This window comes from Hymenobacter koreensis, from assembly GCF_039541855.1.
Lineage (GTDB): Bacteria > Bacteroidota > Bacteroidia > Cytophagales > Hymenobacteraceae > Solirubrum > Solirubrum koreensis.
Window position 1 is genome coordinate 696,382 of sequence record NZ_BAABHA010000010.1, and the last position, 24,152, is coordinate 720,533.

Annotated in this window: 16 protein-coding genes and 3 tRNA genes; 9 read left to right on the plus strand and 10 right to left on the minus strand. The window is 57.7% G+C overall.

Going from position 1 to position 24,152, the window contains the following annotated elements; all coding sequences use genetic code 11:
- Positions 1-76: 76 nt before the first annotated feature.
- The 8 genes from ppk1 to ABD903_RS17060 form a co-directional block, all read right to left on the minus strand.
- Complete coding sequence (gene ppk1, locus ABD903_RS17025; protein WP_345226285.1) at positions 77-2,377, minus strand: polyphosphate kinase 1; 2,301 nt, start codon at positions 2,375-2,377, stop codon at positions 77-79.
- Between the two features lie 47 nt (positions 2,378-2,424).
- Entirely contained in the window at positions 2,425-2,805 is a 381-nt protein-coding gene (locus ABD903_RS17030; RefSeq protein ID WP_345226286.1) for a RidA family protein, read from the minus strand.
- 224 nt (positions 2,806-3,029) lie between these two features.
- Complete coding sequence (gene gyrB, locus ABD903_RS17035; protein ID WP_345226287.1) at positions 3,030-5,012, minus strand: DNA topoisomerase (ATP-hydrolyzing) subunit B; 1,983 nt, start codon at positions 5,010-5,012, stop codon at positions 3,030-3,032.
- A gap of 177 nt (positions 5,013-5,189) precedes the next feature.
- A complete protein-coding gene (locus tag ABD903_RS17040) occupies positions 5,190-6,503 on the minus strand; it encodes a T9SS type A sorting domain-containing protein (RefSeq protein ID WP_345226288.1) in 1,314 nt (437 codons plus the stop codon).
- A gap of 138 nt (positions 6,504-6,641) precedes the next feature.
- On the minus strand, positions 6,642-8,114 hold the full coding sequence (locus ABD903_RS17045; protein WP_345226290.1) for a T9SS type A sorting domain-containing protein: 1,473 nt from the start codon (positions 8,112-8,114) through the stop codon (positions 6,642-6,644).
- A gap of 357 nt (positions 8,115-8,471) precedes the next feature.
- Positions 8,472-8,545: transfer RNA gene (locus ABD903_RS17050), tRNA-Arg, on the minus strand.
- 203 nt (positions 8,546-8,748) lie between these two features.
- A tRNA-Pro gene (locus tag ABD903_RS17055) sits at positions 8,749-8,822 on the minus strand.
- 65 nt (positions 8,823-8,887) lie between these two features.
- Positions 8,888-8,978 (minus strand) — tRNA-Ser (locus ABD903_RS17060).
- A 169-nt stretch (positions 8,979-9,147) separates the two neighbouring features.
- Between ABD903_RS17060 and ABD903_RS17065 the strand changes: the two genes are divergently transcribed.
- The 7 genes from ABD903_RS17065 (at position 9,148) to ABD903_RS17095 (ending at position 19,164) form a co-directional block, all read left to right on the plus strand.
- Positions 9,148-10,125, plus strand: a complete 978-nt coding sequence (locus ABD903_RS17065) for a VWA domain-containing protein (protein WP_345226292.1) — start codon at positions 9,148-9,150, stop codon at positions 10,123-10,125.
- Complete coding sequence (locus ABD903_RS17070) at positions 10,122-10,997, plus strand: tetratricopeptide repeat protein (RefSeq protein WP_345226294.1); 876 nt, start codon at positions 10,122-10,124, stop codon at positions 10,995-10,997. The genes ABD903_RS17065 and ABD903_RS17070 overlap by 4 nt, the downstream gene beginning before the upstream one ends.
- Positions 10,998-11,155: 158 nt before the next feature.
- Positions 11,156-12,340: an acetyl-CoA C-acyltransferase gene (locus ABD903_RS17075; RefSeq protein ID WP_345226296.1), complete on the plus strand. Its 1,185-nt coding sequence runs from the start codon at positions 11,156-11,158 to the stop codon at positions 12,338-12,340.
- 245 nt (positions 12,341-12,585) lie between these two features.
- A complete protein-coding gene (locus ABD903_RS17080; RefSeq protein WP_345226298.1) occupies positions 12,586-13,989 on the plus strand; it encodes a toxin-antitoxin system YwqK family antitoxin in 1,404 nt (467 codons plus the stop codon).
- Between the two features lie 345 nt (positions 13,990-14,334).
- Positions 14,335-16,797, plus strand: coding sequence for a TonB-dependent receptor domain-containing protein (locus ABD903_RS17085; protein ID WP_345226300.1), 2,463 nt, complete (start codon positions 14,335-14,337; stop codon positions 16,795-16,797).
- 1,026 nt (positions 16,798-17,823) lie between these two features.
- The gene (locus ABD903_RS17090) at positions 17,824-18,324 is read left to right on the plus strand and encodes a carboxypeptidase regulatory-like domain-containing protein (RefSeq protein WP_345226302.1); all 501 of its coding nucleotides are present in this window, start codon (positions 17,824-17,826) and stop codon (positions 18,322-18,324) included.
- Positions 18,325-18,510: 186 nt separating this feature from the next.
- Positions 18,511-19,164, plus strand: a complete 654-nt coding sequence (locus tag ABD903_RS17095) for a TIGR02117 family protein (protein WP_345226304.1) — start codon at positions 18,511-18,513, stop codon at positions 19,162-19,164.
- Between the two features lie 176 nt (positions 19,165-19,340).
- On the opposite strand, the gene ABD903_RS17100 is transcribed toward ABD903_RS17095, so the two are convergent.
- Entirely contained in the window at positions 19,341-19,688 is a 348-nt protein-coding gene (locus tag ABD903_RS17100) for a hypothetical protein (protein ID WP_345226305.1), read from the minus strand.
- Positions 19,689-19,856: 168 nt separating this feature from the next.
- A complete protein-coding gene (locus ABD903_RS17105; protein ID WP_345226307.1) occupies positions 19,857-20,678 on the minus strand; it encodes a helix-turn-helix domain-containing protein in 822 nt (273 codons plus the stop codon).
- 319 nt (positions 20,679-20,997) lie between these two features.
- Here ABD903_RS17105 and hisS point away from each other — a divergent pair, with 319 nt between their 5' ends.
- Both hisS and hutH read left to right on the plus strand, forming a co-directional pair.
- Positions 20,998-22,392, plus strand: coding sequence for a histidine--tRNA ligase (hisS, locus tag ABD903_RS17110; protein WP_345226308.1), 1,395 nt, complete (start codon positions 20,998-21,000; stop codon positions 22,390-22,392).
- A gap of 212 nt (positions 22,393-22,604) precedes the next feature.
- Positions 22,605-24,101 (plus strand): histidine ammonia-lyase, encoded by a 1,497-nt coding sequence (hutH, locus tag ABD903_RS17115; protein WP_345226309.1) that lies wholly within the window; start codon positions 22,605-22,607, stop codon positions 24,099-24,101.
- Positions 24,102-24,152 lie beyond the last annotated feature (51 nt).

Genomic DNA, 24,152 nt, shown 5'->3' on the forward strand with positions numbered 1-24,152 from the left:
ACACTTGCCTGAAAAGCCAGCGGCCCGCTGAATTTCGTTTCGGCGGGCCGCTGGCTTTTTACGCTTTGCTTCGTGGCTAGTCGCCTTCCGTAACGGGCGGAACCGGACCGGGCACCAGGGGCTCGGAAAGCACCGGCTCGGAAGTCGGCAAAATTTCGGCGCTGGTTAGCTCCAGAACCTCGTCGGCAATCAGGACATCCTCGGACAGGGACACGGGCTCCACATCTGCGGGCGGCACTTCGGGTACCACGGCGGCTGCTAGGTATTCGTTGAACAGCATTTCCGGCTCCACCAAGTCATACCCTTTGTGGTAGAACTCCTTGTGCACGTTGAACACCACTTCGTCGGTGGCCGGAATGCGCTTCACGTAGGCGCCATCCTCGCGCATGAGGTATGTATTGTAGTTGTCTTTGAGGTTGAAGTAGAGAATATTGATGGCCTCGCGCTGCAATTGCGGGTTGGCAATCAGAAAGAGCGCCTCAATGCGGCGGTCGAACGAGCGCACCATCATGTCGGCCGAGCCAGCGTAGAGCTTGGGCTGCCCGCCGTGGTGGAAATACAATAGGCGCGTGTGCTCCAGGAATTCGCCTACCAGGCTGCGCACTTCAATGTTGTCGCTCAGGCCCGGCCGGCCGGGGCGCAGGCAGCAAATGCCGCGTACAATCAGGCGAATGGGCACACCTACTTTTGACGCCTTGTAGAGCTCGTCGATGACTTCGCGGTCTTCGAGCGAGTTCATTTTCATAACGATGCCGCTGGGCTGGCCGCGCTTGGCATTTTTGGCTTCGTCGCGGATGAGCTGGATCAACTGCTGGCGCATGTCTTTAGGCGCCGTAATCAGATACTCGTAATCGTCGGGCTGCGAGTGGCCGGTAATTACGTTGAAGAATTCCGACACGTCGTGGCCGTACACATCGTTGCTGGTCAGAAGGCTCACGTCGGTGTACAGGCGCGAAGTGGTTTCGTTGTAGTTGCCCGAGCCCAAATGCACGTAGCGCGTCACCTTTTCGCCTTCCTTGCGGATGATCATGGCCATCTTGGTGTGCGTCTTGTACTTGCTCACCCCGTAAATGACAAAGCAGCCGGCCTTTTCTAGCCGGGAACCTTCCCGAATGTTGCGCTCCTCATCAAAACGGGCCTTCACCTCAAAGAGCACCGATACGTGCTTGCCGTTCTCAGCCGCTTTCAGCAGCGCCGCCGTCACGCGCGAGTCGTCGGCGAGGCGGTAAATGGTTTGCTTGATGCCCAGCACGTGCGGGTCCTCGGCAGCCAGCTCCAGCAGGCGCACCACCGGTTCTATGGAATTATACGGGTGGTGCAGGAGTACGTCGTGGGTTTTCAGGTAGTCAAAGAGGTTGTCTTCGGCACCCTCGGGCAAGCTCAGTGGGGTAACGGGCGTGGGCAGCTTGGGCAGCTTGTCGCGGAAGTTCGGGTGCTTCACAATCTGCACCAGGCCGCGCATGTCAATCAGCGAGTCGATAACGAACACGTTGCCGTTGTCGATGTGCCACCGCTCCCGCAATACTTGCATGAGCATGGGCGAGGCCCCGGGTTCCACTTCCAAGCGCACTACGCGGCCGCGCTTGCGGGTTTTCAGTCCCTGCTGAATTTCCTTAATGAAGTCAACGTCAATGTCCTCCGACTCTTCCAGCGTGAAGTCGCCGTTGCGGGTAATGCGGAACAGCGTGGCCGATTCCACGGGCACGTTGCGGAACAGCTTATCCAAGTTGGCACGCACAATTTCCTCCAGCGGCACAAACACCACGCGGTCTTTGCGCTGCAGCTCAAAAAAGCGGGCCAAATTCAGCGGAATCTGCAGGAACGTAAGCCGCTCCTGCCCCATCTCCGACCCCTCGCCCATGCGCGTGACCACGCCAAAAGTGAGCGACTGGTTCATCATGAGCGGGAAGCCGTGGTACGAATCGTATACCATCGGCGTGAGCAGCGGGAAAACCGTGTTCTTGAAGTATCCGTCGGCCTTTTTCTGCTCCACGTCGGTCAACTCGTCCACCCGCAAAATGTCGAAACCGTTGCGCACGAAATTCGGCCGCAACTCCTGCAGGTAGGTCTGCGACTGATCGTGCACGAAACGGTGGGCAAAATCGAGCAGCTTGCGGCGGAAGGGAAGCTCGCGCAGGCCCGAGTAATCGACGCGCACCTTGCCGTAGTCGAGGTAATTGTAGAGCGACCCGACGCGAATCATAAAAAACTCGTCGAGGTTGGAAGCCGTGATGCTCAGAAACCGCATGCGCTCAAACAACGACCGGGAGTCGTCGCGTACTTGGTCGAGCACGCGGTAGTTAAAGCGCAGCCAGCTTAGGTCGCGGCTGATGTATTTGCTTTTGCGGATGAGGTCCGAGGATTTGAAAATCTTCATAGCGCAACCAGCGGGCCGAGAGGCTGCCAGCGTCAGGGTAAGTGGAGTTACGAAATAACGGCGCTGGCCTCGATTTCAACAAGCAACCGTGCATCAATTAACGCGCGAACTTCCAGCATGGATGAGGCCGGGCGGATATTTTTGAACACTTCGCCGTGGGCCCGGCCCACTTCCTGCCACTGGGTAATGTCGGTGACAAAAATGCGCGTGCGCACTACATGGTCCATTGTAGCGCCGGCTTCGTGCAGGGCGTCGGCAATTTTCTCCAGAATGCGCTTGGTCTGGGTGTAGCAATCGGTGCCAGTTACCATGTCGCCGTCCATGGCCGTGGTTCCGGCAACCTCTACCAGGTTACCCACGCGCACGGCGCGGGAGTACCCTACCGGTCCTTCCCACGGCGAGCCAGAAGAAATGAGTTGTCGATTCATTGGTTTTGAAACGAATCCAGTCTGTTGTTCCGAGCGAAGTCGAGGACCCGAAGGAAGGCGCTTGCCAATCTTGCCGGATAGTGTTGCCTTTCGTTGAAGGAGAAGAATAGTACCGGGCGTCAGCACACGAGATGTCTCGACTGCGCTCGACATGACGGCCTTTCCACGACCAAGCTTGCCAATAAAAAAGCCCGCACGAGGCGGGCTTTTTCAATTACCGGAGCTTACACGTCCAGCTTGGCGTACTTGGCGTTTTTCTCGATGAACTCGCGGCGTGGGGCCACTTCATCGCCCATAAGCATGGAGAACAAGTGGTCGGCTTCGGCCGCCGATTCCACCGTTACCTGCTTCAAGGAACGAGTCGAGGGCTGCATGGTGGTGGTCCAGAGCTGCTCGGCGTTCATTTCGCCCAAGCCTTTGTAGCGCTGAATACCCACCGATTCCGGACGGCCTTTGGCCAGTTCGTCTACGGCAGCCTGGCGCTCCACTTCGGTCCAGCAGTAACGCTCCTCCTTGCCCTTCTTCACGAGGTACAGCGGGGGCTGCGCAATGTACACGTAGCCCTTATCCACCAGGTTCCGCATGTAGCGGAAGAAGAAGGTGAGGATCAGGGTGCGAATGTGTGAGCCGTCTACGTCGGCGTCGGTCATGATGATGACCTTGTGGTAGCGCAGTTTGGCGAGGTTCAGGGCCTTGTCGTCCTTCTCGATGCCGTTTTCCACGTCGGCCGGTACCCCGAAGCTCACGCCCAGGGCCGTAATCATGTTCCGGATTTCCTGGTTTTCGTAGATGTGGTGCTCCTGCGCCTTCTCCACGTTCAGGATTTTGCCACGCAGCGGCAAAATGGCTTGGAAAGCACGGTTACGGCCCTGCTTGGCAGTACCACCGGCCGAGTCACCTTCTACCAAGTACAGTTCGCAGATTTCGGGGTCCGATTCCGAGCAGTCGGCCAATTTGCCTGGCAGGGAATTCGAGCCGAGTACCGTTTTGCGCTGCACCATTTCGCGGGCTTTCTTGGCCGCAATACGTGCCCGGGCCGCCAAAATCACCTTCTCGATGATGATGCGGGCTTCCTTGGGGTTTTCCTCCAGGTACTGGTTCAGGATTTCGCCCACCACCGTGTTTACCGCGCCACTCACGTCGGAGTTGCCCAGCTTGGTTTTGGTCTGACCCTCGAACTGCGGCTCCTGCACCTTCACCGAAATAACGGCGGTGAGGCCTTCACGGAAGTCGTCGCCCTGAATTTCCACCTTGGCTTTTTCCAGCATCCCCGATTTGTCGGCGTACGACTTCAGGGTGCGGGTTAGCGCCGAGCGGAAGCCGGCTACGTGTGTGCCGCCTTCAATGGTGTTGATGTTGTTTACGTAGCTGAAAATGTGTTCCTGGTACGTATCGTTGTACTGCAGGGCCACTTCTACAGGCGTGCCGCCCTTCTCGCTGATAACGTGAATGGGGCGTGGCATCAGCACCGTCCGTTCGCCGTCGATGTACTGCACGAACTCCGAAAGGCCGCCTTCTGAGAAGAACTGCTCGCCGCGGGCCACGCCGGCTTCATCCTTTTCCCGAACGTCGGTCAGGTTGATGCGGATGCCCTTGTTCAGGTAGGCCAGTTCACGCAAACGCGTGGCAATGGTCTCGTAGCGGTAAACCGTCTCGGTGAAGATCGAGTCATCGGGCCAGAACTCTACCTGGGTGCCATTATACTCGGTTACACCAATTTCTTTCACTGGGTACATGGGCGCGCCACGCTCGTACTCCTGCTGGTAGATTTTGCCGTTTTTGTACACGGTTACGCGCAGCAGGTTGCTGAGTGCGTTTACGCAACTCACCCCTACGCCGTGCAGGCCGCCAGACACCTTGTAGGTGTCTTTATCGAACTTACCGCCGGCGTGCAGCACGGTCATTACAACCTCCAGCGCCGAGCGGCCCTCTTTTTGGTGAAAGTCCACCGGAATGCCACGACCGTTGTCGCGCACCGTAATGGAGTTGTCCTCGTTGATGGTAACGTCAATCGTGTCGCAGTACCCGGCCAGCGCTTCGTCAATGGAATTGTCCACGACTTCCCACACCAAGTGGTGCAGACCTTTCACGCCGATGTCGCCGATGTACATAGCCGGGCGCTTGCGCACGGCTTCCAGCCCTTCGAGTACCTGGATGTTATCCGCGGAGTACTCGTTGCGGGCTTTTTTCTCTTGGATTTCGCTCATGTGGGGCGGTTGAATTTCAGCCGTAAAATCTAGCCTAAAATGTAGCTTTAGCTAGAACAAGCAAAGATACCGAAACATCCCTTTTTTACTAGGTTTTTGGGCTTTTTCGCATGAACTCATGCGCGCAAAAAAGGCCGCTTTCTGAATGGGAAAGCGGCCTTTTGACTAAGCTTCACTTTACTGAATCTGGATTTTCAGGTGACTTACACCCGCCTTGCTGTTTACCTGTATGGTATAAAGCCCGGCGGGCTGTTGGCTTAGGTCCAGTGCCAATTGCCGGCTCACCACATCCGTAAACCTACGACGTACTACTTCTCGGCCCAGCGCATCGGTTACGCGCACGTTGTAGTCGCCGGCTTGCGGCACCTGCACGTTAATGAGCCCATTAGCACTTGGGTTTGGGAAAGCCTGCATGGCCAGCGTGGTCGCCCCGGATTTTGCCGGCAGTACGGTGGTGGTTAGTTTGTACACGCCCATTGCGCCTGTACTGGAATTCACCGCGCCGCTCCAGATAGTGGTGGGACTGAAAGCCGCCACGCCGGTGTGGTACCGCAGGTTATCCAACGAAATCCAAGTAGCGCCCTCGTCGGTGGAATAAGCTGAGCCAGGCAGGCTACGTCCATCTCCGGCACCTACGGCAATGTAGGTATTGGTGCCAGGGACGTTGTCGATTCCGGCCGTCTTCAGGTCGCCGGTGTATTGAATCTCGGGCCAGGTAACGCCGCCGTCGGTGGTGCGGTGCAGGTGAAATACATTGGCGTTGTCGACTGTCATGGCCAGGCCATTCTGCAAGTCACGGAAAGCCAGATCGAACAACTCTCCGCTGGGAGGTAGCGCAGCCACGTTCCAGGTTCGGCCTTTGTCACTGGAACGGTATACGCGGCCTTCATCGGTAGCAAACCAAATGGCGTTGCCAATGACCGAAGGCGCCAGAATCACGCCGTTCTCGTTTGAAATGGGGGCTGGCGCCGTAGCTGCTTGCCATGTTGTGCCGCCATCGGTAGTGGTGTATATATCAAGCCGATTGAGCGGCGCACTCTCGCCCAGGTCGCCCATGGCTACGCCCTCGTTGGCATTAAAGAAATGGACGAAGTTGGGGTCGGTTTGGGCAAACTCCGTGGTCGTTTTCCGAGTCCAGGTTGTTCCGCCGTTGGTGGTTTGCAGCAGGCGTCCGCCGCCGTTGTAATCCAGCACGCTAATCCAGGCAGTATTGGCATCCAGGGCGTTAATTCCACTAATAACATCATCGGGGCCAATACCGGGTACGGTAACCAGGCTCCAGTTTTGTCCTCCGTCAATAGTACGAGCTACCTGATTGAGGCCGGGTGAATCGTAGCCAAAGCCGATTGTCCACGCCGTACTCGGGTTACTGATGCTAAAACGGTAGGGGAATTGATCCGGCGCGGAGAAGGTAAGGGGTTGTAAGGCCCACTGAGCCGAGGCAGCTGAGGATAGGCCCAATAAGGCCAAAAGAAATACGAATTTCTTCATGTGTACTGAACCTGATGTAAGTTGTAAAAACAGGATGCGCTGGCGCGCCAATAAGTGGCGTGGAAACCGACGTAAAAGATAAAAAAAGCCCGACGGAGGGAATCCGTCGGGCTTTTTAGTGGTAAATAAGCGTTTCGCTTATTCGATAACCAGCTTCTGACGGCCGGTGCCTTCGCTGTTCGTCAGCTCCAGCGTGTACACGCCCGACTTCAGGCTGCTCAGGTCCAGGGGCAAGCCTACAGCACCAACAGCCGACGTAGCGTTCAGCTGGCGGCGGAATACTTCACGACCCAGGGCATCGAATACGCGGATGTTCTGCGCATTGCGGGTACCGCTTGGCAGGCCCAGCGTAAACACGCCGTTGCTGCTTGGGTTCGGGTAAACACTCAGCGCTACCGTGTTATTAGCGGCGTTGTTACGTGCGGCCAGGATGCTGCTGAACGGACGGCTGTTTTTGTAAATGGCACGCAGGCTGCCAGGCTGCTGACCTGCAGGCGGGTTCGTGTTATTACCTACAGCATAGCCAACCGTGTTGCTGGCAATGTCAAGGTCGTAACGAATGATAGTCGAGTCAATCTGCGTCCAGCGCTGACCGTTGTTGCCGGTAATAACCGTACCGTAATCGTTAGCCGTTGGGGTTGGCACGTCACGCAGGCCCGAAGCAACGTACATACCAGCAACGCCGGGAACTGCAGCAATATCAAACTGACCGTAGAACGGACCCGTGTAAGCTACCGGCGCGAAAGAAGTACCGCCATTGGTGGTAGCAGCAATATCGGCACCGTTCACGATGAGGCCGTTTGTAGCCGTGGAGAAGGCAATGCCTCCTACGTCGGTGAAGGGCGAGTTGCTAGCCGTCCAGGTACGGCCTTGGTCAACCGATTTATAGACCTTGGCATTGGCGCCGCCTTGGTCGGTACCGCCCATCCATGCTGTGTTGCCCACGCGTGCTACGGAGCCAACTAGCCCGTACTCGGCGTCACCAGCAACGGGCAGGTTACTGGTAGCCACCCGGCGCCATGTGTTACCGCCATCTCCAGTGGTGTAAATCTGAAACGGACCGGCCGGAGTGGTAGCCGTGGCAGCCGGTTGCGGGTCACCCGCTGCGAAACCGTTATTAGCGTCGAAAAAAGCAATGACGTTGGGAAAAGAACCAGGAAGCGTGAAGTTCACCCCGTTGGCTGCCATATTCACCCAGGTTGCACCGCCATCGGTGGTCCGACGAACTTCGCCACCGCCGTTATTGCTGTAGTTCATGAAAAAGCAGGTGTTGGCATCAATGGCCTGCATCATGCCCACAGTGTAACCCGTGCCAAACTGAATGTTGCCGGTTGTCCAGGTAGCACCGCCGTCAACGCTTTTAACCCACTTATCGAAGGTGTAGCTAGTAGCACCGGGAGGAGGTAATTCACCGCCAATGCCCCAAACGATGTTCGGGTTGGTCAAGGCAATGGACACGTGCGCTAAGCGAAAACCATTTCCTAAGCTGGCAGCAGGGTTGTAAATGCTGTTTTGCGGAGCCCAGAAGGGGGCAGCGCCTTGTGCCTGGGCCTTTGACGAGAAGCTCGCAAGAGCGCCCAGCAATGCCAATGAAAGTACAATTTTTTTCATGGGTGAGAGAAAAGGTTAATTAAGGGTTACGATGGGTGGAAGCCTATGGGAAAGGAGCTTCAGGTTTGCCAAGGTAATAACATTGGTTTAATTCCTTACGCTTCCTTATGCTCAACGTTGCTCGGGTTTCACGTTAAGTTGCGCGCTTTTTTCCTTATGTGATGATACTGCCGAGCTGTCAGTACCCTTTAAAAAGCGGGAAAGCAGCGTGTGCAATAATTACCTAAGGTAACTATCACTTTGCGGCTGTTCAATGAAGCCTGGGCGCTCTTAGCAGTTTGCTGTAATGGCTTTATCCGAAAGGGCAGAAATGGAAAAAAGCCGCTCAGCAAATATGCTAAGCGGCTTTCACATCTGTACCCCGTAAGAGATTCGAACTCCTGACCTACTGCTTAGAAGGCAGCCGCTCTATCCAACTGAGCTAACGAGGCGCATGTTTTAATGCGGGTACAAACTTAATCAGCTTAGGGCGAAAGTCACGTGTTAGCCCAACAAACCTTGATTTGCGACAAATTTGTCCATCCTTTTCGCGGGTGATATTTGCTATTACCGTTACTCCAGACGGAAACCCTATGCCTCGTGATAAGGCGACATGAAAAAGGCCGCTTTCCTAATTGGAAAGCGGCCTTTTACGTCGGGGTGGCAGGATTCGAACCTGCGGCCTCCTGCTCCCAAAGCAGGCGCGATACCGGGCTACGCTACACCCCGAAAGAGCCGGCTGCCATTTGCGCAGCCGATTAAAAAAGCGGGCTTCCCTGATGCCGGGAAGCCCGTGGCGGAGAGAGGGGGATTCGAACCCCCGGTAGCCTTTAGAGCTACGGCAGTTTAGCAAACTACTGGTTTCAGCCACTCACCCATCTCTCCAGATCAGGGCATTGTTCCCAGGGCCGTTTGCCCTTCGGGGCAGCAAATATACGGGCATGCTTCGGAAAACAAGTTGGTCGAAAGAAAAAAATCTACCGCATCGAGCCGCTACGGGCTATTATCTTTGACCATTCCCCATTCGTCTCTGTTTGTCAGGGGCTTGCTTTCTATGCTTACTTGGCTTTATGCGTGGACGTTCTGGGATGCTGCCCTGGCTGGAGTAGCCCTGATGCTCTATGCCGGCTTCGCGCTTCGCACCCGCCGACTGGCCCGGCCTCTGGGGCAATCGGGTGTGCGGGTGGCGTGGAAGCTACTACTGCGCTTAACGGCCTTTGTGCTGATGATGGTAGCGTTACGCGGCCCTGCCTACGGCCTGATGCCGCAGCCGGTACGCACCACGGGCAAAGATTTATGGTTGTTGGTGGACCTGTCGCGCTCCATGGATGCGCCCGACGTGGTACCTACCCGATTGATGCGGGTACGTGCGGAACTGGCGAAACTGGTGGAGCGCTTCCCCGCCGACCGCATGGGCCTCATCGTATTCGGGGCCGAGGCGTTCGTGCAATGCCCACTCACATATGATCAGAATGCCCTTTTAGCCGTGCTGAACACCTTGGAAACCCGGCTAGTGCCCGCCGGCGCCACCGATTTAGCCCAGCCCCTGCAGCTGGCACTTGTGCGCTTGGCAGCTACCCCGCAGCCCACTTCCGAAGCCACGCAGCGGGCCACTGCTTTGGTGTTGGTGAGCGATGGAGAGGACTTCGGCGAGCAGCTGGAAGCCCCGGTTCGGGAGCTGGTGCGCACGGGCGTGCGGTTGTACACGGTAGGTGTGGGTACGGTCGCCGGCAGCAAAGTGCCCCGCCCGGGAGGTTTTCTGCGGGATGCGCAGGGCAGAACCGTTACTACACGTTTACAAGCACCAGCCCTCCAACGGTTGGCCGACCTCACCGGTGGAACCTACGTGGAAGTGTCGGAGCAGCGCAATGAGTTTCCCGTGCTGTTGCGCACCCTCGCCCGACTGGAAGGCCAAACCCAGCAGGTACGTACTATTTCGGTAGCCGACAATCGTTACGCTTACCCGTTGCTCGGCGCGCTGCTGCTGCTGGCCCTCGACGTGCTGTTTGCCGTTAAAGTAGTGCGCCCATGATCCGGATTTTGTTTTTGGCAGTAGCGCTAAGTACCGGCATTTGGGATTCCCTGGTGCGGGTACGCAACCACAACGAAGCCGTGCAGCAGGCCCAGATGGCCTTTACACAGGGCAACTATGGTGGTGCCGCGCTGCTGTACGAATACGCACTGCGGCTTGGGAAAGGCTCTGAAAATATTCGGCTGAACCTGGCGCACGCCTACGCTCGTCTTGGGCGCGAGGTGCGGGCCAGAGAAGTATACGGTAGCTTATTGCCCAGCAAAAATCCTTACATCCGAAGCGTTGCCCGGCAACAGCTAGCTGTACAAGCGGCGGCCGAGGGCGAATACGCCCAAGCAAATGCTTTGCTGAAGCAGGCCTTGCTCGACTACCCTTCTAATGCCGCCGCGCGCTATAATTACGAGTTGCTACGGCGCTATCTGGGCAAACCCAATCAACCCCGGATTCCTCCACCGGCTCCCAAGAAACCCTCTAATGGCCAAGGAGGTACCGAGCAACCCCAGCAGGGAACCACAGCCCGTGCTCCAAAGCCCGAGGCTGCCCCCGAAAAACAAACGAAAGGCGCCGCTAGCCTGCAACCCGGCAACGATGCTACCCAAAGTGCTGCCCGTGGCAACGAGCCCGGTGACGTGCGCGGACTAGGCCCCGATGGCGGCCCCGATGGTGGCGGCACTGGCCGTGCGGGCAACGACGCGGCTACCGGAGCCGATGCCCGCGTAAACACGCGGCGAGAGCGGCTGCAGCAACTCGATATGAGCGAGGCGCAGGCCCGGCAACTTCTCGACGCGCTTCGGGCCCAAGAGCAACAGTACTTGCAGCAATTGCCGCACAAAGCCACGCGCCGCCCTGAACCCGGCAAACCGACGTGGTAGTTTAGCGGTTTTGGCGACGGGCGTTAATGCTCGCAGGCTTAACCTGGGTTCAAGCCGCCGGAAATTCCTGCTACTTTTGAGCCGCCGGCTGCAGCGACTTTGGTTCGATGCGCCGCGTGGTTTTGCCCTACTTTCCCCAACCTCTCCCCTACTTACTCATGCAAATCAAGGAAGTATACATCATTTCCGCCGTACGCACGCCCATTGGCTCGTTTGGTGGCAGTTTGTCGTCGTTGTCGGCTACTGAGCTGGGCGGTATTGCGCTGAAAGGTGCGCTGGAAAAAGCCGGCGTCGACCCTAAGGAAGTGCAGCAGGTTATCATGGGCAACGTTATTTCGGCTAATCTGGGCCAGGCCCCGGCCCGTCAGGCGGCGCTGAAAGCCGGCCTTGGCTTCGAAGTAGAGTGTACCACCGTAAACAAGGTTTGTGCCTCGGGTTCCAAAGCCATTATGATGGCCGCTCAATCCATTATGTTGGGCCAGTCGGATGTGGTATTGGCTGGTGGCATGGAGAGCATGTCGAACGTTCCGTACTACCTCGACAAAGCCCGTTTCGGTGCAAAGTACGGCCACGGCCAGATGATTGACGGCTTGATGAAGGACGGCCTGTGGGACCCGTACCACAATTACGCCATGGGCAACGCGGCCGAAAACACGGCCAAGGAAATGGGCATCACTCGCGAGGATCAGGATGCTTTTGCCATTGAATCTTACACCCGCAGCGCTAACGCGGCCAAAGCTGGCAAGAAGAAGGACGAGATTATCCCCGTTACCATTGAGCAGCGAGGCAAAACCGTGGTAATCGAGGACGACGAGGAATACCTGAAAGTAGACTTTACCAAAGTAGCCGGCCTGAAGCCCGCTTTCCTGAAAGAAGGCGGCACCGTAACGGCCGCAAACGCTTCCACGCTTAACGATGGCGCGGCTGCCGTGCTGCTGATGAGCAAGGAAAAAGCCGAAGCCCTGGGCCTAAAGCCAATGGCCCGGGTACTGGGTTTTGCCGACGCCGAACAGGAACCCCAGTGGTTTACTACTTCGCCTTCGTTGGCTATTCCCAAGGCTCTTAAGCACGCCGGCGTTGAAGCCAGCCAGGTGGATTTCTACGAAATCAACGAAGCCTTCTCGGTAGTATCGTTGGCAAACAACAAGCTCCTGAACCTCGAAGGCACCAAGGTTAACGTGTACGGCGGTGCCGTTTCGCTGGGTCACCCACTGGGGGCTTCGGGGGCACGCATCGTAACCACGCTGCTCAACGTGATGAAAAACGAAGGCGGCAAAATTGGCGTGACCGGTATTTGCAACGGCGGCGGCGGCGCCAGCAGCATTGTTGTAGAGAAGCTCTAACCGATAGCACAGGCGTTTATGAACGCCGAATACTGATTGACAAAGCGCCACGGCCTCACGGCTGTGGCGCTTTTTTTCTACTAAAAATCTCAAAGTCCTCCACTAGATCAACCTAGCTGGGGCCTTACCGGCAGCGGCTCTTTTGGAGACCAGCTAAAGCGTACTTAGGTATTAAATAACTCCGGCTAATTACCCTTTCCTGATGGGTTTCGCACGATTGGCAAAATTTCTGCGTTTTTGCGGGCATGAACCGATTTCTTCTGCTTTTGCTGCTGACATGCCTGGCAGCACCAGCTTGGGCCCAACGGCCCCGCGTGCTCACCACTTACTACGACTCCACCAAAACCAAAAAGCGCGAAGTATACCGAGCCTTGGTGGGTGCCGACACCGTGATGGAGGGCAATTACAAACGTTTTTACCGCTCGGGTAAGTTAGAAGTACAAACCAGTTACCGCGGCGGCAAGCCCGATAGTGCCTACGCTGAACTCTTCGAGAACGGGCAGCGGCGACTGGAAGTCACGTTCCAGAATGGGCAGCGCCAAGGGCCTTTCCGCACCTACTATGCGAACGGCAAACTAGCTCAGGAAGGCTCCTATGAAAATGATCAGCCCACGGGCAACATCAAGATGTACCACCCTACCGGGGAGCTGAAGCTGGAAACGACCCTGCTTAATGGCCAGCCCCAAGGCGTTGTTCGTCAGGTGTATTCTTCGGGTAAGCCACAGGCTGAAATAACCTACCGCAACGGCCAGCCCGATGGCTCCGTGCGCACGTATTTTCCCTCGGGCCAGCAGCAAAGTGAGGGCATGTACCGCAACGGCTTGCTCGCGGGTGGCTACAAAACCTGGTACCAGAACGGTCAGCTGGAAACGGAGGTGACCATGGACAAAACCGGGCGCGGAACCATGCGCACCTATTACCCCTCGGGTAAACTGCGTACTGAGGGCAATTACGTGCCGGCCACCGCCGCTACTCGCCAAGTTAAAAATCCGTTGGGCGACGACCTTACCAAACGGGCCCAACAACTGGCACCCAACACCGCCAACCTCGAAGGCCTGGTGAAAACCTACTACGAAACCGGCGCGCTAAAAAGTACCCAGAACTACAAGGGCGGCGTGCTTAACGGGCCGGCAAAATACCTCTACCCTTCCGGCAAAACCGAGCAGGAAGCCACCTACAGCAACCTGGGCCGCGACCGTAAAGCCACGCTTTTTTACGAGGAAGGCAGCGTGAAAGAGGAGCAGGAATTCAAGAACAACCAGCGCACCGGCACGTGGCGTACTTTTTACCCCGGTGGTAAGCAGGTGCAGCGTAAAGAAACTTACTTGAATAACCGCTTGGTGGGCGAACAGCTTTCTTATCACCCAAACGGCCAAGTGCAGCGCAAACTGCTTTACGAGAACGGCCGGGCTACCGGGCTGGAACAGGAGTTCTACGAGTCGGGCAAGCTGCGTAGCGAAACCACCTGGAAAGGTGGCCTCAAGGTGGGCCCTCACCGCCAGCTTCGCGAAGATGGCACCCTGGAAGTAACCGGCCAGTTCCGCAACAACCGCTCTACCGGCATCTGGACATATTTCGGACCCGACGGCAAAGCCGTTCAACAGAAGAAAACGTTTCGCAATGGCTTGGAGGTAACCGCGGCTAAATAGGCTTTACCACCAACCCACAGGGCATAAAGCGCCGGCAGCTATACGTCAGCAGCCGGTGCTTTATTTTTTTAATACTCATTATCAAACACTTAACCACTAACAAGGCATTACCCATATACTTATCTAGTCAGGTACCTTGCGTCACAAAGTACCTGCCTTTATATTTGCATCAACCAAAGAGGAAACAGCCTTTCTTCCGGCACTCAGTAAACCGGCGCTACTTGCGTCGCGGCCCTTTGTTGCCATTTCGTAACGGCAAAACAGACTTCCATTTCCGGTAGCACACCCAGCGGAACCGCGGCCGCTGACGAAGTGCGCCCGTTCACCCCCTACTCTTCCTGCAATATGGCACTGGTGTACACCACCCGCCGGGCACTGCTGTGCTCAGGCCTCCTGCTTACGCTCTTCCCCCTGAGCATGCAAGCCCAAACCGCGGGCGCCGTTACCGGCACCCTACTCGATAAAGCCACGCAGCAGCCACTGCCGTTTGCCAGCGTGGTACTCCTGCGCTTACCCGACTCAACGGTGGCAACGGGTGCCCAGACGGCGGAAAACGGCGGCTTTCGGCTTGAGCCGGTAGCACCCGGCAACTACGCATTGCGGGCCTCGGTGCTGGGGTATGGGGTTTTGCGCCGCGGCGTAACTCTGGCGGCTGGTCAAAAAGAGCAGGCCCTGGGTAGTGTAGCGCTGCTACCTACAGCTACGCAGCTTAAAGGCGTTACGGTAACCGGCGAGCGGGCTGCCATGGAAGACAACCTCGACAAGAAGGTTATCAACGTAGAGAAAGACCTAGCCAGCGTGGGCGGCTCTGCCGTGAACGTACTGCAAAACGTGCCCTCGGTTACCGTAGACCAAAGCGGTGCGGTAAGCATGCGCGGCAGCAGCAACATCACCATTCTCGTGGATGGTAAGGCCACCGGGGCCGCATCGGGGGGCATGGGCACACGACTGGACCAAATTCCGGCCAGCAGTATCGAAAAGGTTGAAATCGTGACTAATCCTTCTGCTCGCTACGACGCGGCTGGCTCGGGCGGGGTCATCAACATTATCCTGAAAAAGCAGAAAAAAGACGGGTGGAACGGCACTGCGGCGGTAAATGCCGGCACTCGCGACAAGTACACGTCGACGCTGAGCCTGAACCGCCGGGCCGGCAAACTCAACTTGTTCGCCAGCTACGACATGCGCGACAACCGCTTCCGCCGAATGAACACCACCCAGCAGGAAGCACAGCTGAACGGTGTGCGGCTGACCACAGATCAGAATTCGCGCGGTTTCAGCCACAACTTCGACCAGAATGCCCGTTTAGGTTTCGACTACACCATTTCGCCCGAGCAAAGCCTGAGCCTGTCGGTGCAGCCAAACTGGCACCGTGGTAATAACACCGGCCGCCAGTCGGCTTTGCTACAAAGCGACACCAGCGCCGTTACGCAGTTTCAGCGCACCGGCACGTACGTTACCGAGAAGGTGGACGTGGTGGACGTTTCCACCGATTACCGCCGCACCTGGGCCAAGCAAAAAGGTCGCGAATTAACCGGCAGCCTGCACCACACCCGCGTGGGCGCCGATGTGCTGGTGGGCCAGCAGATGCTGGAAGGCGTAACCGGCCTGCCCGACTGGCAGCAGGATTTCGACGTCACCATTCGCGCCTACGTTGCTCAGGCCGACTATGTACATCCGCTGGCAAACAAGGGCCGCGTGGATGTTGGCCTGAAAAGCCAGTGGCAGGCCAACGACGGCTCCGCCGATTTTGAGCGGCAGAATCTGGGTAACGAAGGTCGTTTCGACCGCGTGGCAGAACGCTCTTACGCCTACGAGTTCAACGAGTACGTGCAGGCGGGCTATGCTACTTACCAGAACGAAATGGGTAAATGGAGCTACCAAGGCGGCATTCGGGCCGAATACACGCACACTTACGGACAGGTGGCTGGTAACCAGGGTAAGTTTGATCTGCAGTATTTTAACCTCTTCCCATCGGCCACGGTGGCGCGTAAACTTGCCGGCGACCAGCGGCTACAACTCAGCTACTCCCGCCGCCTGAACCGGCCAGGTTTCATGCAGCTGCTTCCTTTTCAGCTGTACCAGGACCAGCGCAGCTACCGAATTGGCGACCCCAGCCTACGCCCCGAGTACATCAATGCATTGGAAGCCGGGCACCAAGTCACCATTGGCGGCGCCACGCTTAGCTCCACACTGTTCTGGCGCCAGACCAACAACGCTATTCAGCAGTTCCGCGACGTGGATACCGTGGCCACGCGCCTGAACCCAAGCGTGGGCATTACTTCGCGCATGTACAATCTTAACTTCGGCCAGGCCACGAGCATGGGTGCTGAAATGTCGCTGAACCAGGCCATTACCAAATGGTGGCGTGTTACGGCCAGCGGCTCGTTGTTCCGCCTGAGCATAACGGCAGCTACCGAGAACGAGAACAGCAAAGCTAACCTCACCGGCACGGTGCGCGTGATGAACACGTTCAATCCAACGCCCAAGCTCGATGTACAACTCACCGGTAACTACCGCGCCGCTACCCTTACGCCCCAAGGCCGCATTCTGCCGGTGTACGGCATCGACCTGGCACTGCGCCAGCGCCTGTTCTCCGACCGCGCAGCCCTTACCCTGCGGGTGAGCGACATTTTCGATACCCGGCGCGAGCGGCTCTCCGCCTTTGCTCCCGGCTACACGGCCTCGGGCGAATTCAAAAACGAAACCCAAGTAGGGTACCTGGGCTTCTCGTGGTACTTCGGGTCGAACAAACCCTCCAAGAAAATTGAAGCGCAGCCCCAGGGCGGCGGTGGCGGGTTCGGTAGCTAATACAAGGGCCGAAGCGCAGCACCTATGACCATCGTAGATGCAATCTTAAAGCCGGAGCCTCTAGCTCTGGCTTTTTTGCTGGTTTGATACTGGAAATGTACCGACCGAACGCAACGAAAGGGACCGGCTGCAGTCCATTATAAAGCCAAGAAATAACAAATAAAAAATATTCCGCGAGCAACCTACGAATATGTTCGTAGTCTGTAACCTTTGAAAATACTAGCAGTTACCACTGCCGAAACCCAAAGTTCTACTGCTTCTGTCTTGCTTGGCCATGAGTTGCTTCTGTTATGCTACTGCCATCAGCCATACACCAAAAGCTTACAACCGGCTAGTTCTCCCACCATAATGTGAGTCCGCAAACATCAGCAAACCTTTTACAGCGCATTAAAGCATTTGAATGGGTTTCAGCCACATCATTGTGCGATTGTAGCCCTTCTGCCCGCAGACCTACCTTTGCACTGTCGATTACACAAGCCAGCAAACAACTCAAGATCAAGACCTTTCCCCTGCTGACTTGCTCGCTTATTCCTCGAAACCGCCACGGCCATGATTTTTTTGAATTTTTTAAAATTTCAGGCAACCCCTCTCGCAGGCCGCGCATCTAACGTGTCGAAAGCCAACAGCACCGAAACGTTAAGCGCTGTACGGTTCTAAACCGGGTTTTCTACCCTTTCCTTTTGCTTATCATTGCTCTGTTAACCGGTCACATTCTAACCGGAAGCTGTTAAAACCTAAACCAAAAAATAAATATCAATAGTACCTTGCATCACAAAGTACCTTACACTATCTTTATATCGTTCTCCTCGCTGAGCGCCGTTTGCCGCTCCTGAAAATACCCTGCCGGGCAAGCGGCCCGCAGCGAAGCTCCTCACCTCCGGTCAACAGGGCCGGTTTCGCCCAGCTCGTCGTTCGCGGCGGGCGGCATGTTTCAGTCCTTCATTTGGACCGCCCCGCACCAGGCAGCAGAACCGCGGCTTCTGCCAACGCCCGCCGGCCCGCCCATTTTCTTTCTTCTTTTCAGCCATGAAAACGTTCGTAATCCGTTTCTGCTTCTTTGTTGTTGCCCTTTTTGCCGGTTTCTCGTTCGCCTCGGCCGGCACTTCCACCGCAAAAGGCGCCATTACCGGCAAGCTGCTCGACGGCCACACCCGGGAGGCCATTCCCCAGGCCAACGTTATTGTGCTGCGGGCCAGCGACAATGTGTATGTGTGCAGCGTAACCACCCGCGCCGACGGTTCTTTCAGCATCGGGAACCTGCCCATGGGCAACTACCGCTTGCGGACTACGGTGCTGGGCTATGAGCAGCCTTACCCCGTATTTCAGGTTTCCACGCGCCAACCCCGCCTGGCACTTGGCTCGGTAGCCCTGGTCCCGATGGCGTCGCCGGTAGCGGTGCATGTACAAACGGGTCTGCCAGTCTCTAACCTGTTGGGCAAGCAAACCAAAGTGGGCCAAGCCAGCAAGTTCGTGCTGAACACCACCCAACCCGGCCGCTACGCCAAACGCTCGGTAGTGCGCCTGTAAATCAGGGCTTGCCTTGCGCCTCCATCCCCTTCCTGAGCTATGATTCTTTGCGGGGCTTTGGCATACTTGCCGAGGCCCCGCGGGTATTTTAGGGTTACGCAATTAACTGTTGGCGCATCAAGAGGCGGCAGGCCGGGCAAAGGCTGCCGCCGTATGAGCATGGTGTTACCAGCGGTGCGTTTTCTGATGTCGGCTTTCGTTGTATTTATTGTATTGCTGATGGGAGGCAGCGTGGTGCCGCGCAACGCCAACTTCCGGGAAACGCCCGATGGTGTGCCTATTTACGTGGTATCGAACGGTTTCCACACCGATTTGCTGATGCCCCTTTACGAAACCCGCAGCGGTATTCGGTGGCTCGATACGCTGGGCCAACCGGCGCTGACGGCAGCTTTCGGCGCTCATGAGTACGTGGCCTTTGGGTGGGGTAACGAAGCCTTTTTTCTGGAATCGTACGCGGGCGGGTTTCCGAAAGCCGGTACGGTGGCGCGGGCCTTGCTACCGGGCCGTACGCTGATGCACGTCGATTTTTACCGCCAGGACCCGGCCGCGGGCAAACACGTGGTGCCGCTACGTATTTCGGTAGCGCAATACCAGGAGCTGAGCCGTTACATAGCCCGTTCCTTTCAGCCCGACTCGGCGGGACGCCGTGTACTGCGCAATGCTCATGGCTATACCGCCGAAGACTTTTTCTTCCTGGCGCGGGGTCAGTACCATGCTCTGCGCACCTGCAACGACTGGACCAATCAAGGCTTGCGGCAGGCCGGCATTCGGTCGGCCCTTAAAGCGCCATTAGCGGCCTCGGTGCTTTTTCAAGTGCGGCGAGCGGCAGCCCGCAAGTAGATTGCACGGTCAGGCCACTGCATTTCATACCGAGCAGACCACGCCCTCATGTCCCGTCTGAGAGTGTGGTCTGCTTCGCGCCTACTCTTGAAATCAGAGCTGAGGGGGCAAGGAGCCGGATGTGGACGAAGCAAGGACTAAGCAGACCTGCCCCCTACGCTCCTGCCGGCGTGCCGTTACCGCACCGCGTACACCCGCTGCAAGCGGCGGTTTTGGCCCAACTGAACCGCCAACATGGAGGCTGAATCGGTATTGCCTGGATTTTGGAGTACCTGGGTCAGGGTAGAATTGAGGAGTTTGGCTGTGCGTCGGCACAGCGGCGTGCCTTGGCTTAGGTCGAGGCACAGGTTATCGAGCCGCTCCTCCCGCACTAGCTGGTGCTCGTCGTTGTAAAAGCGTACGAGGGTGTAGTCGCGAGTGGAGAGGTTGGTTTCGAGGTTCCAATAACCGGTTGCGGGTGCCTGGGCATAGGCGGCAGTACCGGCACTCAGGGCCAATACTGCAGAAATCAAAAGTGTTTTCATAGCGCAGAAAGGGTTGGGAAGCGGGCGTTTTTGGGCAAAGAGCAACCGGGCCACTGCGGTGGCCAAACCGGTACGGCCGGCCATGCGGGAATTGGCAGGCACCGTAAAAAGCTGAGCAAAAGATACTCCGGCCTTCAGCTGAAGTATAGGAAGAATGCGACAGGAGCCTCAACGGGCCCAGAAAAAGCGGGCGAAGTCGTCGTAATGGGAGAAGTAAGCAGCGGGGGTTTCGCCGGTAAAGCGCCGGAATTCCCGAATCAGGTGGGCCTGATCGTAGTAACCGCAGCGGTAGGCTACATCCACCCACTGGGCCTGGGGCTCGTCTTTCAGCAGCTTGCACACGTAACCGAAACGGGCAATTTGCGCATAGAGCTTGGGGGATGTTCCCACCTTCGCCTGGAAACGCCGCTCCAGCTGCCGGACGCTCAAATTGGCTATTCGGCACAGCTCATCGATACTCACATTGCCATGTTGCCGTACGATGCTAGCTGCTATAAAGTCGATGGCATCGAGCCGGGGCTGCACCTTGGCCAGTTGGCGCAGCAATATTTCTTCGGCGGCCCGTACCCGCTCCGGGTGAGACCCGGCTTCGATGACGCGGCTTGTTAGCTCCCGGCCGAATTTCCCGGCGGCACAGTCGAGGTCGATGGTGGTATCGGTGGCCTGGTGCATGGGAATACCAAACAGGTTAAAGAACCCCGTGGAAGTAAACCGCACGCCAAAAATGCCTACCCGGCCTGTTTGCTGCAGGTACAAGCGCTTGGCGGTAACGCGGCCCAGCACCAGGCCCTGCCGAATGTCGCGCACCTCGCGGCCATCGAATGTTATGGTTTGGTACGGCTCGCCAAACACCACGATGGCCGACTGCACAGCCGCCGGTAATACCGCATGCCGCACCGGGGCCTCGGGCGTAGCCTGGTCCTCCACGACCCAGTAGTGCTCTACGAAGTCGGCTAAAGCGGGCGAAGGCTGATAGGTACCTAGCTTCATGCCGCAACTGCTTTACACCTACCGCTTCCACCAGGAGCGGCAGCTACTCCCAAGGTACGCCCTCCACGGCACGATTGATAGGACGAATGCGACACGGTACCGGCAGGCGCGGCCGTACCAGCTTTGCGGCAAGGCAGAAGAAATGCTGTTATGAACGGCAACCCGCTGGACTGTTTCGGGCCCGATTAAACAGCAAGGGTGAATCCTGTACAGCGGCTTAGCACGTCGGCGCACTACTGGGTTGGTTGGGTTTTTAACTAGGCTCATTACAGCCGGGGCGCCCACACTGCTACCTTTGCGGCCTCGCTCAACACTCATCATGCAAAAACCCAGCATTCCGAAAGGCACCCGCGACTTTGGTCCGCAGCAGGTAGCCCGCCGCAACTATATTTTCGGCACTGTGCGCCGCGTGTTCGAGAAATTTGGCTACGCTCCGCTCGAAACCCCAACGATGGAAAACCTGTCGGTGCTTACCGGCAAATACGGCGACGAAGGCGACCAGCTGCTGTTCAAAATCCTGAACTCGGGTGACTTTGCGAAGGATGTAACGGCCGAAGATTTAACGGCTGGCTCGAAGAAGATCCTGCCCAAAGTGGCCGAGAAAGGCTTGCGCTACGACCTCACGGTGCCCTTTGCCCGTTACGTAGTAATGAACCGCGGCCAGCTCACGCTGCCTTTCAAACGCTACCAGATTCAGCCCGTATGGCGCGCCGACCGCCCGCAGCGCGGCCGCTACCGCGAGTTTGTGCAGTGCGACGCCGATGTGGTGGGCACCACGTCGCTACTCTGCGAAGCAGAAATTGTGCTGATGATCGACGAAGTGCTGTCTACTCTTGGGCTGACGGATTTCACCATCAAAATCAACCACCGGGGCGTGCTTTCTGGTATTTACCAGGCGCTGGGCGGCGAAGGCACCGAGTCGGATTTGTTTGTGGCCATCGACAAGCTCGACAAGATCGGGCGCGACGGCGTGACGCGCGAGCTGCTGGAGCGCGGTTTCTCGCAGGGCGCCATCGATAAGGTATTCGCCTACCTGGAAGTGAGCGGTTCGTTCAACGACAAACTCGCGGCGCTGCGCACCACCTTCGGGGCCGATGGCGTGCTGGCCGATGCATCGAGTGGTCCGGCCCGCGGCCTTTCTGATTTAGAGCAAGTGCAAGGCTACCTGCAGGACTTCGGTTTCCAGAACTTTCACCGCCTCGACTTCGACGTGACCCTAGCCCGCGGCCTCTCCTACTACACCGGCTGCATCTTCGAGGTGAAGGTGAACAACGTGCAGATGGGCAGCATTTCGGGCGGCGGCCGTTACGACAACCTGACCGGAGCGTTCGGCCTGCCGGGTCTCTCAGGCGTGGGCTTTTCATTCGGCGTCGACCGCATTTACGACGTACTGGAGGAGCTGAAGCTGTTCCCCGAAGACGTGGCCGCGGCGCCCTTGTGCCTGGTGGCCAACTTTGACCAGGAAGGCCGCGCCACGGTGCTGCCGCTACTCAAAGCTCTGCGCGACGCCGGCCTCTCGGCCGAGCTGTACCCCGAAGTCAGCAAGCTCAAAAAGCAGTTCGAGTACGCCGACAAGCGCGGCATTCGGTACATGCTGCTTGCCGGGCCCGATGAACGCACGGCCGGCCAAGTAAAGCTGCGCGACATGCGCTCTGGCACCGAGCAGACGCTGGCGCTGGGAGATGCCGCCTCGGAGGTGCAAAAGCTGGCATAACCTACCAAAGTCGGGCAAACAAGGTGGTGCTCTAACGCATAGTTGGAGCACCACTTCCGTTTTTATGCGGCACAGCAACCGGTAAACAATGGGCTCCATGAAAGCCTACGGAGCTCAACTTTAGCCACCAGCCCCGCGCTGACATTTGCGCGCAATGCAGTAGTTTCAGGCCCCCTTCGGCCGCCCACCCCGGCTGTACTCTTTCCCCACCCATGTCTGCTGACCACGCCCTTCACCCCGCCACCCACCTCGATTTAGCGACGATAGAGCAGCTGCTGCGCTCCAACGCGGCTCTTACGCTCTCCGACGACGCCCGCCAGCGCATTGCCGACTGCCACGACTACCTGCGCAACCGTCTGGCCCACTCCGACGCGCCCGTCTACGGCATTAACACCGGATTTGGCGCTTTGTGCAACACCAGCATTTCGCCCGAAGACCGCGGCCAGCTTCAGTTGAACCTGATGATGTCGCACGCCTGCGGCACGGGGCAGGAAGTGCCCGAGGAGCTCGTGCGCCTGATGCTGCTGCTGAAAGCCCAGAGCCTGAGCTACGGCCACAGCGGCGTGCAGGTAGCCACCGTGCAGCGCCTGCTCGACTTTTACAACCGGCGCATTCACCCAGTGGTGTACCAGCAGGGCTCGTTGGGTGCCAGCGGGGATTTAGCGCCGTTGGCCCACTTGTGCCTGCCACTCGTGGGCCTGGGCGAGGTGCAATACGAAGGCTACCGCCTGGCCGCCGCCGATGCCATGCACCTCTTTAGCTGGCAGCCTATTGCGCTGGAGGCCAAGGAAGGGCTGGCCCTGCTGAACGGCACCCAATTTATGCTGGCTTACGCCGTGCACACCACGTTGCGCGCCCGTCGCCTCCTACTCGCCGCCGATGTCATTGGCGCGCTTTCCCTCGAAGCTTTCGACGGCCGCCCCGAACCGTTCGACGAGCGGCTGCACCGTATTCGGCCGCACGTCGGCCAGCTCGCGGCGGCCCGCCACCTGCGCGAGCTACTGGAGGGCAGCGAGTTGCAGCAGCATCCTAAAACGGCCGTACAGGATCCTTACTCCTTCCGCTGCATGCCCCAGGTACACGGCGCCTCCCGCGACGCGGTGCAGTACGTAGCCGGCGTGGTGGAAACCGAATGTAACGCCGTAACCGACAACCCCAACATTTTCCCACAGGACGACGCCATTCTCTCAGGCGGCAACTTCCACGGCCAGCCCCTGGCCCTAGCGCTGGATTTCCTGGCTATTTCGGTGGCCGAGTTGGGCTCTATTTCCGAGCGGCGTACTTACCAGCTCATCAGCGGTCAGCGCGGCCTGCCGCCGTTCCTGGTGGCCGAGCCGGGGCTGAATTCGGGCCTGATGATTCCACAGTACGCGGCGGCCAGCATCGTCAGCCAAAGCAAGCAGCTCTGCACGCCCGCCTCCGTCGACAGCATTGTGAGCAGCAACGGGCAGGAAGACCACGTGAGCATGGGCGCAAATGCCGCTACCAAAGCCCTGCGCGTAGTTGAAAACACCGAACAGGTGCTGGGCATTGAGCTCCTGAATGCCGTGCAGGCCCTGGCGCTACGCCGGCCCGTTCGCACATCGCCCCAGTTACAGCAGGTTGAGGAAGCGTTCCGGGCCGAAATACCCTTTATAGGTCGTGACCGGGTACTGTACCCCGATTTACACGCCGCTGCCCGTTTTGTGCGCCAATATGCCTGGTCCTGATGTCCTTTGGTAGGCCCGAGTTGATACCAACGTCGTATTTTCGGGCTATGC